The organism is Nonomuraea sp. ATR24 (assembly GCF_041950485.1).
GTDB classification, from domain to species: Bacteria; Actinomycetota; Actinomycetes; order Streptosporangiales; family Streptosporangiaceae; genus Nonomuraea; species Nonomuraea ceibae.
Genome location: NZ_JBGNUU010000021.1, coordinates 40,965 through 55,745 on the forward strand (window position 1 = coordinate 40,965; position 14,781 = coordinate 55,745).

Sequence of the window (14,781 nt, forward strand, 5' to 3'; positions counted from 1 at the left end):
CGCCGCTCGCCCTGGCTCGCGGCCGGGGCCGTGCTCAGCACCGTGGCCGGGGCCGGGCTCGCCGTCCTCCCGGTGCTCCTGCTCGGGCAGGTGGTCGACGGCGTCGTCGGAGGAGAGCCGCAGTCCATCCTGGTCACGATCGGCGTGCTCATGGTGGCCGCCGCGCTGCTGGGCGCCGCCGCCACGGCCGCGTCCACGTACCTGATCGGCAGGCTCGGCGCGGACCTGCTGGCCGGGCTGCGGGAGGCCGCAGTACGGGCCGTGCTGGGGATGCCGAGCGCGCGGGTCGAGCAGGTCGGCCGCGGCGACGTGCTGTCCAGGGTCGGCGACGACGTGGCCGTGCTGTCCAAGGGCATCCGCACGGCCGTGCCCACCGTGTTCTCCGCCGGGGTGCTGGTCGTCATCGCCACCGCCGGCATGTTCGGGCTGGACTGGCGGCTCGGCCTCGCCGGCGCGGGCGCGCTGCCCGCCTACGCGCTGGCGCTGCGCTGGTATCTGCCCCGGTCCGCCCCGCTCTACAAGCGGCAGCGCGAAGCCCAGGCCGACCGCGCGCAGGCGCTGATCAGCGGCCTCAACGGCATCGACACCGTACGCGCCTACCGCCTGGAGGAGGACTTCCGCGAGCAGGTCACGCGCGAGTCGTGGCGGGTGCGCGACCTCGGCATCGAGGTGTTCCGCTTCTTCGGCAGGTTCGTCGGCCGGGAGAACCGCGCCGAGTTCATCGGCCTCACCCTGATCATCGTGGTCGGCTACGCCCTGCTGGAGGCCGACGCCGCCACGCTCGGCGAGGTGTCGGCCGCGCCGCTGCTGTTCCACCGGCTGTTCAACCCGCTGGGCTCCATCATGTTCACCTTCGACGAGGCGCAGAAGTCCGGCGCGAGCCTGACGCGGCTCGTCGGCGTGCTGGGCGAGGCGGCCGAGGACCGGCTCGTGGGCAGCGCCGCCCCCGCATCGGCGGACGTCACCCCGTACCCGGTGACGGTCGAGGGGCTGACGTTCGGCTATCCCGGCGCGAGCGAGCCGGTGCTGCGGGACGTGAGCCTGACGATCCCGGCGGGCGGGTCGCTCGCGCTGGTGGGCGCGACGGGCGCGGGCAAGACCACGCTCGCCGCGCTCGTCGCGGGCATCGGGACCCCGCAGGCCGGGTCGGTGCGCGTCGGTACGGCCGACCTCGCGGACCTGGACGAGGCCGGGGCGCGGGCCCTGGTGAGCATCCTGACGCAGGAGACGCACGTGTTCTCCGGCCCGCTCGCCGAGGACCTGCGGCTGGCCGCGCCCGGCGCGACCGACGAGGAGCTGATGGCCGCGCTGCGGGTCGCCGGCGCCGACGGCTGGGCCGAGGCGCTGCCCGACGGGCTCGCCACCAAGGTCGGCGAGGGCGGCGAGCGTCTGGACGGCACCACGGTCGCCCGGATCGCGCTGGCCAGGCTGGTGCTGGCCCGCTCGCCGGTCGTGGTGCTGGACGAGTCGACCGCCGAGGCGGGCAGCGAAGGCGCCGCCGAACTGGAGCGGGCCGTGCGGGCCGCCTGCCGGGGCCGCACCACGCTGCTCGTGGCGCACCGGCTGACCCAGGCCATGACCGCCGACCGGATCGCCGTCCTGGACGCCGGGCGCGTGGTCGAGCAGGGCACGCACGAGGAGCTGGTGGCCCTGGGCGGACGCTACGCGCGGCTGTGGCGGGCCTGGCGTGCGGGAAGTTAGGAGCGAGCGCATGTCGTCCCTCACGGGGTCCGTCATCCTGCGGACCGCGCTGCGGCGCAACCTCGGCGCCATGACCGGGGGCACCGTTCTCATGGGCCTCTACCAGGCGGGCGAGACCGCGTTCCCCATCGCGCTCGGCCTGATCGTCGAGCACACCATGCGGGACCGCACGCTCGGCTCGCTCGGCCTGTCGATCGCCGCGCTGCTCGTGATCATCACGACCGTGTCGCTGTCGTGGCGCTTCGGGATGCGCATCCTGCAGAAGGCGAACGTCACCGAGGCGCACCGCTGGCGGGTGGAGGTCGCCGCCTGCGGGCTGCAGCCGGTCGCCAGGGACGCCGACCTCAGGTCCGGCGAGGTGCTGACCATCGCCACCGAGGACGCCGACCAGACCGCCGACATCATCGAGGTGGTGCCGCTGCTGGTCAGCTCCCTTGTTGCGGTGCTGATCAGCGCCGTGGCGCTCGGGCTGGCCAGCGTGTGGCTCGGCCTGCTGGTGATCGTCGGGACCGTCGCGATCCTGACGACCCTCAGCGTCCTGTCGCGCCGGATCGGCGCCGGCACCCGCGAGCAGCAGGCCCGGGTCGCGCGGGCGGGCGCGAAGGTCGCCGACCTGATCACCGGCCTGCGCCCGCTGCACGGCTTCGGCGGCAACGCCGCGGCCTTCCTGTCCTACCGGAAGGTCAGCGGGGAGGCCCGCCACCAGTCGATCGTCGTCGCCCGCGCCAACGGCGCGTACGCGGGCGCCGCGCTGGGGCTCAACGCGATCCTCGCCGCCGTCGTCACCCTCGCCGCCGGCTGGCTCGCCTTCCAGGGGCAGATCACGATCGGGCAGCTCGTCATGGCCGTGGGGCTGGCCCAGTTCATCATCGAACCGCTCAAGCTGTTCTCGGAGATGCCCAAGTACGTGATGGTCGCCCGCGCGTCGGCCGATCGGATGGCGCTCGTCCTGGCCGCGCCGCCGGTCATGACGCCCGGCCGGGACCGCCCCGCGCCGGGTGGGGACCTGGAGGTCGACTGCGTCCGCCACGGGGCGCTGCGCAAGCTGAAGTTCCGGGTGGCGCCCGGCGAGTTCGTCGCGATCGCCGCCTACGAGCCGCGCGCCGCCGCCGACCTGGCCGCGGTGCTCTCCCTCCGCGTCCCGCCCGGCGCGTACGAGGGCGTGGTGCGGATCGGCGGGCGCGCGGTGGCGGACCTGTCGGTCGAGGCGGTCCGCGAGCACCTGCTCGTGAACCCGTACGACGGGGAGATCTTCGCCGGGACCCTGCGCAGCAACATCGACCCGTCGGGACGCGGCCGCCTGGTGCCCGAGGCCGTCGCGGCGTCGATGCTGACCGACGTCGTCGCCCTGCACGCCGAGGGCCTCGACCACGGCGTGCGCGACCGGGGCGCGAACCTGTCGGGCGGGCAGCGCCAGCGGCTCTCGCTGGCCCGCGCCCTGGCCGCCGACACCGACGTGCTCGTCCTGCACGACCCGACGACGGCGGTCGACGCGGTCACCGAGCAGCTCATCGCCCGCGGCATCGCGGACCTGCGGCGGGGCCGCACCACCGTGGTGATCACCAGCAGCCCGGCGTTCCTGGACGCGGCCGACCGGGTGCTCGTCCTCGACGGCGGCATGGTCACCGCCGAGGGCGCCCACCGCGACCTGCTGGCCGCCGACGAGCACTACCGCCAGGCCGTGACGCGGTGACCCGCGGCCGGGCTACGGCCCCGCAACTCGGCCCGCGTTCACCCGGGGGCCGCGTTACGGCTTGCGGGCCAGGCCGCCGACGATCACCCACGGCAGGGCGGGCAGGCCGTTCAGCGGGGACCGCCAGCTCCGCACGTCGGTGAGACCGGGCTCGACCAGCTCGAAATCGCCGAAGAAGTCGCCGATCCGGGTGCGGCTGCGCGGCGTCAGCGCCGTGCCCGCCATCCGGAAGCCCTGCTTGGCCGTCGCCATGACGTGCTCCGGCGACTCGTCGGCGGTGTGCGAGACGAGCAGGTGGCTGCCGGGCGCCAGCGCCCGCCGGTACTCGGCGACGATGCCGGCCGCGTTCTCCTCGTCGGAGACGAAGTGCAGGATCGCGGCCATGAGCACCGCGACCGGCTGCCCGAAGTCGATCAGCTCGCGGGTGAGCGGGTGGCCGAGCACGTCGCCCGGGCTGCGCAGGTCGGCCTCGACCACCGCGACGTCGTCGTCGGTGGCCAGCAGCGCCCTGGCGTGGATCGCCACCGTGGGGTCGGAGTCGACGTAGACGACGCGGGTGCCGGGGGCGCCGGAGCGGGCCACCTCGTGCACGTTCTGCTGGGTGGGCAGGCCGGCGCCGATGTCGACGAACTGGCGGATGCCGGCCTCCTCGACCAGGTAGCGGACCGCGCGGCCGAGGAAGGCCCGGTTGTCGCGGGCGGTCTGCGACGCCTGCGGGTTCTGGGCCAGCATGGCCTCGGCGGCCTGGCGGTCCGCCGCGAAGTTGTCCTTGCCGCCCAGCAGGTAGTCGTAGATGCGCGCCCCGTTGGGGATGCTGGTGTCCACCCCAGGCACAGCCGAGCGTCCGTCTTCTCGCACTGAGTCCCCCAGCCATTTCATGATTCTTCAGGAAATGCTGCCATATATCGGCGTCGCGCGATCGATCAAGCCGCCAAGTGGCGCGACTACGGCAGTCGGAGATCTGCTGATCCCCGGCGGCCTACCAGAACCTCACCTCGGGATAATCGGCCGACGGCCGGTCCAGCAGGGGCCGGTGCCGCCCCTTGAGGTGCGTGTCGAGGAACGCCGTGACGTACGCCCGGGTGATCGCGATCCCCCGCTCGCCGTCGATCGGGAACTCCGGCAGCCCGAGCTGCGGCAGCAGCACCCCGTAGTCGACGAAGCTCATGTGCTCGGCGCCGGTCACGGTCAGCCAGCGCTTCCAGTCGCTCTTCACGTGCGGCCAGAACTGGTCCCAGGAGCCGTCCCGGCCGCCGGAGTCCGGCTGGTGCCGGGGGTTGCCGATCATCATGAACGGCTTGTCCAGCGGCTCGGCCGGCGTCTTCGGGTTGTAGGTGCCGTCCAGGTTGACCGCCGCCCGGACCCGGCGCGACCCGGACAGCAGGTGCGCGGCGCTCTGGCCGCCGACCGAGTGGCCCACCATCGCGATCCGCTTCTCGTCGATCAGCCGGTTCCAGCGCTTGTCGGCTTCGAGCCGCCGCAGCACGAACTCGGTGTCGGCCGCCCGCACCCGGGCCACCTTCCGGCCGGTCTCCTCCGTCTGACCGGCCTTCCCGGCCTCGAACGTGGTGGTGCGGCCGTCGGGGAACGTGGTCGCCAGCGACTCGTACGTGTGCTCGATCCCCGCCACCAGGTAGCCGCGGCTGGCGAACTCCTCGGCCAGCGAGGTCAGCGTCGCGCGGGGCATCGTCATCCCGGGCGACATCACCACCAGCGGCCAGCCGCCCTTCCGCTTCAGCGCGGGCGCCCCGGTCCGGGAATGGGTGGGGGTCTCGGCCAGCGTGCCGGGCGGCACGTCCTTGAGCCGGGGCTCGCTCCTGATGAGCAGCTCCGACTCCTTCGGCGTCAGGTAGCGGGACGGCTTTCCGCCGCCCGCGCGTGCCGGGTACCACAGCGACACCATCAGCTCCCGCGCCTTCGCGGTCGGCACCCAGGGGTCGGGCCGGGAGGTGTCGACCAGGTGCAGGTCCTGCTTGCCCACCCGGTGGTCGCCGGTCGGCGCGGGCAGCGAGGTCACCGGCGCGGCGGCTGCGGCCGGGGGAGCGATCAGCGGGGTCGTCAGGGAAGCGGAGAGCGCGAGGACGCTCGCGGCGACGGTCTTCTTCATGGGATCAACCGTGCCGCGTGACCGCCCCGGGGCGTCCCCGGCGAAAGTCCTCGCCTGCCCACGACTTTCGTAGGGGGTGCCGTGCCGCGCTCTCTGCCGGTTTCACCCGTTTCCCGCCAGGGCAGACACCTCACGATCCCCCACCGCACGCGAAGGGGGAGCGTCATGACCGGCCGCGACGAGGAACGACGCTGGGAGTCGCTGAGCCCGTTCGAGCTGAAGGACGAGCTCATCGCCCTGGCAGGCGAGAGCCAGCGCGAGAACGCCGTCACGATGCTGAACGCCGGCCGAGGCAACCCCAACTGGACCGCCACCGAGCCGCGCGAGGCGTTCTTCCTGCTGGGCCAGTTCGCCGTCACCGAGTCCAGGCGCACCTGGTCGGAGTTCCCCGGCCTGGGCGGCCTGCCGGGCCGCGAGGGCATCGCCGGCCGGCTCACCGCCTTCCTCGGCGAGCACGCCGACCGGCCGGGCGCGAGCCTGCTGCGCGACAGCGTCGAGTACGGGACCGGGCGGCTCGGCTTCGACGCCGACGCGTTCGTGTGGGAGCTGACCGACGCCGTCACCGGCGACCACTACCCCGAGCCCGCCCGCATGCTGCGGCACGCCGAGCAGGTCGTGCACGCCTACCTGGTCCAGGAGATGTGCGGCGGCCGGACCCCGCGGCGGCCGTACGACCTGTTCGCCGTCGAGGGTGGCACCGCCGCGATGTGCTACGTCTTCGACACCTGCGTCATCAACGGCCTGCTGCGCCCCGAGGACACGATCGCGCTGATGACGCCGATCTTCTCGCCCTATCTGGAGATCCCGCACCTGGAGCGCTACCGGTTCAAGACCGTCGAGATCCAGGCGGCCAAGACCAACCGCGCCGGCCTGCACACCTGGCAGTACGACCGGTCTGAGCTGGACAAGCTCGCCGATCCGTCGGTGAAGGCGCTGTTCCTCGTCAACCCGTCCAACCCGCCCTCGGTGATGCTGGCCGAGGAGTCGCTGGAGCGCATCGCGGAGATCGTCCGTACCTCCAACCCGGAGCTGGCGATCATCACCGACGACGTCTACGGCACGTTCGTGCCCGGGTTCCGGTCGCTGATGTCGGCGGTGCCGCGCAACACGATCGGCGTCTACTCCTTCAGCAAGTACTTCGGCGCCACCGGCTGGCGGCTCGGCGTCATCGCCGTCAACCAGGACAACGTCTTCGACGAACGGCTCGCCCGGCTGCCCCGGCCGGATCTGGACCGGCTGGCCGACCGCTACGGCACCATCAGCCTGCGGCCCGGCGACATCAGGTTCATCGACCGGCTGGTGGCCGACTCCCGCCAGGTGGCGCTCAACCACACCGCCGGCCTGTCCACGCCGCAGCAGACGATGATGACGCTGTTCGCGCTGTCGTCGCTGCTCGACGCCGACGGCTCGTACCGGGACACCTGCCGCGCGGTCATCGCCCGCCGGCTGGACGCGCTCACCGAGGGGATGGGCGTGCCGATCCCCGACGACCCGCTCGCCGCCCACTACTACGTCGAGCTGGACATCCTCAGCTTCGTCCGGCGCACGTACGGCAACGAGTTCGCCGACTGGCTGCAGCTCACGTACGAGCCGGTCGACCCGGTCTTCCGCCTGGCCGAGAAGGGCTCGGTGGTGCTGCTGAACGGCGGCGGCTTCGACGGCCCGCAGTGGAGCGTCCGGGTGAGCCTGGCCAACCTGGACCACGACGCCTACCTGAAGATCGGCGGCTGGCTCAAGGAGATCGTCGACGGCTACAAGGCCGAGTTCGACGCGTCATGACCTGGCTGAAGGAGCTGCTGCGCGGCACGCCGGAGATGGCGCTGTTCGTGTCGCTGGCGCTCGGGTACGCGATCGGCAAGGTCAGAGTGGGCGGGCTCTCGCTGGGCGGCATCGCCGGCACGCTCATCGTGGCCATCTTCGTCGGCATGTTCAGCGGCGTCACGCTGAGCGACCAGGTGAAGAACATCGCCTTCGCCCTGTTCATCTTCACGCTCGGCTACATGAGCGGCCCGTCGTTCTTCGCCAGCCTCAACCGCCGGAGCCTGCGCTACGGCTGGTTCACGCTGATCGAGGTCGTCGCCGTGCTGACGGTGACGACGCTGGCGATCCTGCTGCTGCGCCTGGACGTCGGCACCGCCGCCGGGCTGATGGCGGGCGGCGCCACCGAGTCGGCCGTGGTCGGCACGGCCACCGACGCGATCTCGCGGCTGCCGCTCCCCGCTGCCGAGATCCGGGCGCTCCAGGCCAACGTCGGCACCGCCTACTCCATCTCCTACATCTGCGGCCTGATCACGATCGTGCTGCTGACCAGCCAGATCGCCCCCGCCGTGCTGCGGTTCAGCCTCAAGGACGAGGCGGACAAGCTGTGGCGGCGCATCAGCGGCGGGCAGCCCGGCGAGGACGCCACGACGGCGCTGCCCGGCGTCGTCGGCCGTGCCCAGCGGGTGACCGCCGCCGCGGGCAGCACCGTCGCCGAGGTGGAGACCGCGCTCGGCGGCAGCGCCACCGTGGAACGCGTGCGGCGCGGCGACCGGAGCATCGACCTGCGGCCCGGCACCGTGCTCGCCGACGGGGACGTGCTCGTGCTGTTCGGGCGGCGCGAGGACCTGGTGCGCGCCGACGACGTGGTCGGCCCGGAGGTGTCCGGCACCGGCGCCCTCGATCTGGAGCTCGACCAGGCCGACGTGCTGCTGACGCGCAAGGAGTTCGCCGCCGCCCCGCTCGGCGACCTGCGGCGCGAGATCCCGGCCGAGCAGCGGCACGGCGTCTACGTCACCGGCATCACCCGCATGGAGCAGGGGCTGCCGGTGCAGCCGGGCACCACGATCAACCCCGGCGACGTCATCCGCGTCACGGGGGCCGGCAAGGACGTGCGCGCGTTCGCCGGGCGTTTCGGCGTCCGGCTCGACCAGAGCGTCAAGGCCGACTTCATCTTCATCGCGCTCGGCGTCATCCTCGGCATGCTCATCGGGAAGATCACGGTGCCGCTGGGCGGCATCCCGCTGTCGCTCGGCACCGGCGGCGGCTGCCTGCTGTCGGGGCTGCTGTTCGGCTGGATCCGCGCCAGACGGCCCACCATCGGCCAGTTCGACTCCGCCGCCGCCACGGTGATCAAGAACCTGGGGCTGGCCACGTTCATCTGCGCGGTCGGCCTGTCGTCGGGGCCCGCGGCCGTCGCGCTCGTCGGCAAGTACGGCATCTCGCTGCCGATCGCGGGCGTGCTCGTCACGCTCGTCCCGGCGACGGTGTCGCTGCTGGTGGCGTTCAAGGTGATGAAGCTGGCGCCGCCGCTCGCCCTGGGCGCCGTCGCCGGTCAGCAGTGCTCCACCCCGGCGATCACCGCCGTGCAGGCGCAGGCCGGCAACAGCACGCCGCTGATGTCGTACACGATCGTCTACGCGCTGTCGAACGTCGTGCTGCCCCTGCTCGGCCCCATCGTGGTGGCCCTGGCCCACGCCATCACCGGCTAGCGGCCCTGACGACCTGGACGCGGTAGTGGCCGTCGGCGTCGCGGTGGGCGCCGTGGATGTCCGTGGCCAGGGCGGGGAAGGCGCGGTCGAAGTCCTCCAGGGCGCGCAGGTACGTCATCAGCGGGCCGTCGGCGGGGCCGGTCGCCTCGCCGGGCATCAGCATCGGGATGCCCGGCGGCGTCACCACCACCGTGGCCGCCGCGATCCGGCCCGGCAGCTCGGCCAGCGTCACCGCCTCGGTGCGGGACCGGATCATCGCCTGGTAGCAGTCGGCCGGCGTCATCACCTGCTCGGGCAGCCTGGTGAACACCTCGTCCAGCAGCTTGCCCACCCCGGAGTCGCGCAGCTTCTCGTGGACCAGCGTGCAGAACTTCTGCAGCGACACCGTCGCGGGCCCGAGGCCCGGCAGCACCTCCGCCAGCGGCAGGTCGTCGTCGTAGGCGTTCTTGAAGTCGGTGAGCGCGTCGATGAGCGTGCCCCACTTGCCCTTGGTGATCCCCATGGAGAACAGCACCAGCAGCGTGTGGTCGCCGGTCTTCTCCACCACGATGCCGCGCCGCGCCAGGTAGGCGGCGACGATCCGGGCCGGGATGCCCCAGTCGAGCGTGCCGGTGACGGCGTCGGCGCCCGGGCAGGTGATCGTCACCTTGACCGGGTCGAGCAGGGAGTAGCCCGCCGACATGCCGTCGAACCCGTGCCACGCCGCCCCCGCCTCCATCGTCCAGCAGGACGGCTCGGCGCACAGCAGCGCCGGATCGGCGTCGGCGAAGGAGTGCACCTGGCCGGTGCGCGGGTCGGTGACGGCGGAGGGCTGCCAGACGCCGAAGAACCAGTCGGAGCGCTGCCCGTCCTCGCGGATGCGGTCGGCCAGCCGCACCATCGCCTGCCGGAACCGGACCGCCTCGACGATGGCCTCCCCGGTGAGGAACGGCCCCGCCGGGCCGTCCATCATCGCCGCGGCCACGTCCAGCGAGGCGATCAGCGGGTAGAGCGGCGAGGTGGAGGCGTGCATGAGGTACGTCTCGTTGAACGCGTCGTAGTCGACCGGGGCGCGCTCCGACGGGCGCACGTGCACCATCGCCGCCTGCGACAGCGCGGCCAGCAGCTTGTGCGTCGACTGGGTGGCGAACACGGTGGGCCGGCCGGGTCCGGGCAGCGTGCGCTCGTCAATCGCCATGCCGTAGCGGCCGGCGTAGAGCGGGTGGAACCGGGCGTAGGCGAACCACGCCTCGTCGAAGTGCAGCCGGGGCACGCCGGCGCCGAGCAGTTCGCCGACGCGGACCGCGTCGTAGCAGACCCCGTCGTACGTCGAGTTCGTGATCACCGCGTAGGCCGGGTCGCCGTCGGCGAGCGGGTGGGCGGTGATCCGGGCGCGGATCGCGGGCGGCTCCAGCGCGGCGGGCGGGATCGGGCCGGCCAGCCCGAGGCCGTTGCGCTCGGGCACGAGGTAGACCGGGCGGGCGCCGCTGATGGCGAGCGCGTGCTGGACCGACTTGTGGCAGTTGCGGTCGATCAGGACGGTGTCGTCGCGGGCCATCGCGTGGTGGCCGACGACGCGGTTGGCGGTGGAGTTGCCGTTGACCACGAAGAACGTGCGGTCGGCGCCGAAGACGCGGGCGGCGTTGCGCTCCGCCTCGCCGATGGGGCCGGTGTGGTCGAGCGGTGAGCCCAGCTCGCCCACGGAGATCGACAGGTCGGTGCGCAGCAGCCGTTCGCCGTAGAAGTCGAAGAACGCCCGTCCCACGGGCGACTTGAGGAAGGCGACGCCGCCGGCGTGGGCGGGGGTGTGCCAGGAGTAGCGGTGGTGGTCCTCCAGCCGGCGCAGGGCGGCGAAGAACGGCGGCAGGATCTTCTCGGAGTATTCCTCGGCTGCGTGGGCGATGCGCCCGGCGATGAACTGCGGCGTGTCCTCCAGCGGGAACACGTAGCCCTGGATGACCTCGTACACCCACAGGGGGAGCTCCTGCTCGTGCGTCATCAGGAACACCGGCAGGCCGCGGAAGCGCCTGCCCACCGCGCCGAGCAGCTCCTCCGCGCCGGGCGCGTCCCAGGCGGCGAGCACCGCCGTCAGCGACGCGTCCGAGCTGACGACCGCCAGGGCGTCGGCGGCCCGGTGGGTCCAGCGCACCTGGAGGCCCTCCTCGGCCATGGCGGCGCACACGCGGCGCAGCTGCTCGGCGAGCGCCGAGTCGGCGTCGGGGCGTTCGGTGACGGCGGCGAGGACGGTTCGCTCCATGTGGCACTCCCAGGGGGCTCGGACGGCGGCTCCCGGCCGCCGGGCGGCGGCCGGGAGCGCTCACGGGGTCAGTCGGCGCAGATCGCGAAGACGCTGATGCCGACGTCGTTGTAGCCGTCCTGGCGGCCGAGTCCGATCCAGCCGCGTCCGTCGTCGGTCGGGAACGAGCCGACGAGGATCGCCCGGTTGCCGCGGGCCTCGGCGCCGCCGCCGAGAACGCGCTTGGAGCCGGGGCAGTAGAGGGTGCGCCGCTGGAAGTTGGGCACGTTCGCGTTGGGCAGGGTGACGAGCTGGTAGCCCGGCGGCAGCGCCGACGCGGCGGCGGCGGTCTGGGCGGTGGCGGTCTGGGCGGTGGCCGCGGTGACGGTGGCCGTCGCCGGGGCGGCGGAGGCCAGGCAGGCGGTGGTGGCGAGGGCGGCGAGGCCGGTGAGTGCCACTCGGTTGAGCTTCATACGGGCTCCGTTCGGGTTTGCGTCCTCGGCGCACGCGCATGGTGCGGGATGGGGGACCGGGGACGGCGTTCGAGGGTACACGTGCAGTATTGGCGCAACTACGGAGCGTGTCGATGGGAAATCTCGTTCGAGCCCAGGTCGTCCGCTATTTATCTCGGAGTCCATAAATAGTCATCGTTCTTCCTCTTGCGGTGATGATCTCGATATCGGATGATCCAGGTGGCGGCGGCTGAGCCGGGCCGAGATATCGTGCAGACCATTTTTAGTGACCGCGCGGAAGGACCCCCCATGCGCAGACTGATCCCCCCGATGGTGGCCGCCCTGGCCCTCGCCGCTCTGACCGTGCCCAGCCCGGCCTCGGCCGACCCCGGCGCCAGGCCCGCCGCGTACCGCCTCGACTGTGACGGTCAGGCTCCCGGCAGCTCGTGCACGGTCGTGGCGAGCGGCAAGAGCCGCCCGAACCACGTGCAGGAGTTCGTCGCCACGGTCAGGACCGGCGAGCAGGTGTGGGCCCGCGACACCATCTACACGCGCGAGGGCCAGGCCCGCACCCGCCCCTTCCCCCTGCCCGCCGGGAACGTGACCGTCGACGTCTCGGTCACCTCCATGCCGGAGAAGAAGGCCGGCACGCCACTGCGCCTGATGGCCTGGAACCTCTTCGTCGGCGGCACGATCAACCGCCAGGAGACGACCGGCGACAACCTCAAGCAGATGATCGAATACCTCAACGAGGTCAACCCGGACATCCTGTTCGTGGTCGAGGGGTACGGCTCGGGCCAGAAGATCCTGGAGGGCCTGAACGCCGGCCGGGCCGAGGACGACCGGTTCTCCGCGGCGCAGCTCACGCACCCCGAGGACTACAGCGTCAACGGCGACAACCTGTGGATCTACACGAAGCTGGACATCCAGAAGGTCTACCCGCGTTACGCCGACGAGGAGATCTCCTCCTTCAACCTGGGCGGCGCCCGCCTCGGCCTGCCCAACGGGCAGCACGTGCACGCGTTCAGCGTGTGGACCTGGCACGACGGCTACGCCTTCGGCGACACCCACGACGCGGCCGTGCAGAACACCCACGGCCTGCCCCGCACCAAGACGACCGAGCAGATCCTCGACGCCGACCGGCTGCGCCGCGTCGCCATGGGCAAGTCCATCCTGGAGAAGGCGATCCCGTCGTTCGTCGGCGACGACGACGCCCCCGTGCTCATGGGCGGCGACCTCAACGCCCAGTCGTACCTGGACTGGACCGACCAGTTCGCCGACGCGCCCGGCCACGGCGGCGTCGTGCTCCCGTGGCCGTACACGAAGATGTACACCGAGGCGGGCTTCGTCGACACCTTCCGCCACGCCAACCCCGACGCCGGCCTGTACCCGGGCCGCACCTGGAGCCCGCTGAGCGGCTTCGGCGCCGTGCCCGCCCGCATCGACTACGTCTTCGCCAAGGGCGAGGACGTGCGCATCCTCGGCTCCCGCTCCGACGTGCGGCGGCTCCCGCGCCACCGCGACAGCTGGCTCGACCGGCCGTACCCGTTCTACTCCGACCACGGCGCGGTGATCACCGACGTGGTGATCCGGGGCAAGGGCACCGGCCCCGACCGGCCCATCGTCAGCGAGGAGCCGGGCAAGGGCCGCGAGATCTGGCCCGCCCCGCCGGCCGGCACCCGCATCCCGCCGGCCGAGCTCAGCGCCACGGCGAGCACGTTCAAGCCCGGCGCCGGCGACCCGGTCCGCGCGGTCGACGGCAACCTGACCACGGACTTCCACTCCTACTACCCCGGCCCGCCCCCGCAGCCCCACCACATCACCGTGGACCTGGGCAGGGTGCGCGAGCTGTCCGCCGTACGCTTCCAGCCGAAGCTGCGCGTCAACATGAACGGCACCGTGCTGGAGGGCATGGTCCAGGTGAGCGACGACGGCGAGACGTTCCGCGACGTCAAGCGCGTCGAATGGCCCAAGATGACCGCGCCCAACGACGTCGACCTGACCGGCGTCTCCGCCCGCTACATCCGGCTGCGCGCCGACTACGGCATGGGCGGCGCCACCGCCATCGCCGAGATCATCCCGTACGAGGTCGCGCGCTGACTCACCGGCTCACCGGGTTCTCCTGCTTCATGTGCGCCAGCTTCGCGGGGTTGCGCACCGCGTAGAGCCCGGTGATCAGGCCGTCGTCGATGCGCACCGCCATGACGGTCTCCAGGCGGCCGTCGACCCGGATGATCAGCGCGGGGTGGCCGTTGACCTGCGCGAGGTCCAGCGTGGCCGTCGCGGGGATGCGGTCCAGCAGGCCGGACACCGCCTCGGCTCCCACGACGGGCGTCAGGGAGGCCCGGACGACGCCGCCCCCGTCGGTCAGGAGGACGACGTCGGGGGAGAGGATGTCGAGCAGCCCCTGCAGGTCGCCCGTCCGGGCCGCGCGCCGGAACGCCTCCAGCGCGCCCCGGATCTCGGCGGGCGAGGCGTCGCCGCGCGGGCGGCGGGCGGCCACGTGGGAGCGGGCCCGGTGGGCGATCTGCCGCACGGCGGCCGCGCTCTTGCCGACGGCGTCGGCGATCTCGTCGTAGCCCACGTCGAACACCTCGCGAAGCACGAACACCGCCCGCTCGGTCGGCGTAAGCGTCTCCAGCACCAGCAGCATCGCCATCGAGACGCTGTCGGCCAGCTCGACGTCCTCGGCCACGTCGGGCGCGGTCAGCAACGGCTCGGGCAGCCACGGCCCGACGTACGACTCCCGGCGGCGGCCCAGCGTGCGCAGCCGCTTCAGCGCCTGCCGGGTGGCGATCCGCACCAGGTAGGCGCGCTGGTCGCGGACCGTGTCAAGATCGACGCCCGCCCAGCGCAGCCAGCTCTCCTGAAGCACGTCCTCGGCGTCGGCGGCCGAGCCCAGCATCTCGTACGCGACCGTGAACAGCAGGTTGCGGTGGGCGACGAACGCCTCGGTGGCGGGATCCGCGCCGGTGCGGCCGGTCGGTTGCTCATTGCGTTCGCTCATCACTGTCCCTGCCCGTTCGTGTGCGGTGCTGCGTCCATACGATCCCGGCCACCACGCCCGTGTGACACCTCCCCGCAGTGACACAGGTCACATCCGCCGGGCTGTCACAACGATCAGCCCGCCGGGATCTCCTGCT

General features: G+C 72.6%; 10 protein-coding genes. 5 read left to right on the top strand and 5 right to left on the bottom strand.

Annotated elements, in window-relative coordinates:
* The first annotated feature begins 30 nt into the window (after window positions 1-30).
* Together ACBI99_RS36490 and ACBI99_RS36495 are read left to right on the top strand one after the other, a co-directional pair.
* Complete coding sequence (locus ACBI99_RS36490) at window positions 31-1,701, top strand: ABC transporter ATP-binding protein (RefSeq protein WP_375074544.1); 1,671 nt, start codon at window positions 31-33, stop codon at window positions 1,699-1,701.
* Between the two features lie 10 nt (window positions 1,702-1,711).
* Window positions 1,712-3,394 (top strand): ABC transporter ATP-binding protein, encoded by a 1,683-nt coding sequence (locus ACBI99_RS36495; RefSeq protein WP_375074545.1) that lies wholly within the window; start codon window positions 1,712-1,714, stop codon window positions 3,392-3,394.
* Between the two features lie 54 nt (window positions 3,395-3,448).
* Here the strand turns inward: ACBI99_RS36495 and ACBI99_RS36500 are convergent, their stop codons facing one another.
* Window positions 3,449-4,219, bottom strand: coding sequence for an SAM-dependent methyltransferase (locus ACBI99_RS36500; RefSeq protein ID WP_375074546.1), 771 nt, complete (start codon window positions 4,217-4,219; stop codon window positions 3,449-3,451).
* Between the two features lie 154 nt (window positions 4,220-4,373).
* Window positions 4,374-5,501 carry an alpha/beta hydrolase family protein gene (locus tag ACBI99_RS36505; protein ID WP_375074547.1) on the bottom strand — a complete coding sequence of 376 codons (1,128 nt, stop codon included), beginning with the start codon at window positions 5,499-5,501 and terminating at the stop codon, window positions 4,374-4,376.
* A 165-nt stretch (window positions 5,502-5,666) separates the two neighbouring features.
* On the opposite strand from ACBI99_RS36505, the gene ACBI99_RS36510 reads away from it, so the two are divergent.
* Both ACBI99_RS36510 and aspT read left to right on the top strand, forming a co-directional pair.
* Window positions 5,667-7,280, top strand: coding sequence for a bifunctional aspartate transaminase/aspartate 4-decarboxylase (locus tag ACBI99_RS36510; protein WP_375074548.1), 1,614 nt, complete (start codon window positions 5,667-5,669; stop codon window positions 7,278-7,280).
* Window positions 7,277-8,971, top strand: coding sequence for an aspartate-alanine antiporter (gene aspT, locus ACBI99_RS36515; RefSeq protein WP_375074549.1), 1,695 nt, complete (start codon window positions 7,277-7,279; stop codon window positions 8,969-8,971). The genes ACBI99_RS36510 and aspT overlap by 4 nt, the downstream gene beginning before the upstream one ends.
* On the opposite strand, the gene ACBI99_RS36520 is transcribed toward aspT, so the two are convergent.
* Both ACBI99_RS36520 and ACBI99_RS36525 read right to left on the bottom strand, forming a co-directional pair.
* Window positions 8,961-11,207, bottom strand: coding sequence for an Orn/Lys/Arg decarboxylase N-terminal domain-containing protein (locus tag ACBI99_RS36520; protein WP_357585827.1), 2,247 nt, complete (start codon window positions 11,205-11,207; stop codon window positions 8,961-8,963). The two genes, aspT and ACBI99_RS36520, sit on opposite strands and share 11 nt — an antisense overlap.
* A gap of 68 nt (window positions 11,208-11,275) precedes the next feature.
* Window positions 11,276-11,659 carry a hypothetical protein gene (locus tag ACBI99_RS36525; protein WP_219514840.1) on the bottom strand — a complete coding sequence of 128 codons (384 nt, stop codon included), beginning with the start codon at window positions 11,657-11,659 and terminating at the stop codon, window positions 11,276-11,278.
* A 288-nt stretch (window positions 11,660-11,947) separates the two neighbouring features.
* Here ACBI99_RS36525 and ACBI99_RS36530 point away from each other — a divergent pair, with 288 nt between their 5' ends.
* Entirely contained in the window at window positions 11,948-13,738 is a 1,791-nt protein-coding gene (locus ACBI99_RS36530; RefSeq protein WP_375074550.1) for a discoidin domain-containing protein, read from the top strand.
* Window position 13,739: 1 nt separating this feature from the next.
* Here the strand turns inward: ACBI99_RS36530 and ACBI99_RS36535 are convergent, their stop codons facing one another.
* Window positions 13,740-14,645, bottom strand: a complete 906-nt coding sequence (locus ACBI99_RS36535; RefSeq protein ID WP_375074551.1) for an RNA polymerase sigma-70 factor — start codon at window positions 14,643-14,645, stop codon at window positions 13,740-13,742.
* Between the last annotated feature and the right edge of the window lie 136 nt (window positions 14,646-14,781).

Coding starts and splice junctions, on each gene's coding strand:
- ACBI99_RS36520 (WP_357585827.1), bottom strand. CDS start 11,207: ATGGAGCGAACCGTCCTCGCCGCCGTCACCGAACGCCCCGACGCCGAC.
- ACBI99_RS36525 (WP_219514840.1), bottom strand. CDS start 11,659: ATGAAGCTCAACCGAGTGGCACTCACCGGCCTCGCCGCCCTCGCCACC.
- ACBI99_RS36495 (WP_375074545.1), top strand. CDS start 1,712: ATGTCGTCCCTCACGGGGTCCGTCATCCTGCGGACCGCGCTGCGGCGC.
- ACBI99_RS36530 (WP_375074550.1), top strand. CDS start 11,948: ATGCGCAGACTGATCCCCCCGATGGTGGCCGCCCTGGCCCTCGCCGCT.
- ACBI99_RS36510 (WP_375074548.1), top strand. CDS start 5,667: ATGACCGGCCGCGACGAGGAACGACGCTGGGAGTCGCTGAGCCCGTTC.
- aspT (WP_375074549.1), top strand. CDS start 7,277: ATGACCTGGCTGAAGGAGCTGCTGCGCGGCACGCCGGAGATGGCGCTG.
- ACBI99_RS36505 (WP_375074547.1), bottom strand. CDS start 5,501: ATGAAGAAGACCGTCGCCGCGAGCGTCCTCGCGCTCTCCGCTTCCCTG.
- ACBI99_RS36535 (WP_375074551.1), bottom strand. CDS start 14,645: ATGAGCGAACGCAATGAGCAACCGACCGGCCGCACCGGCGCGGATCCC.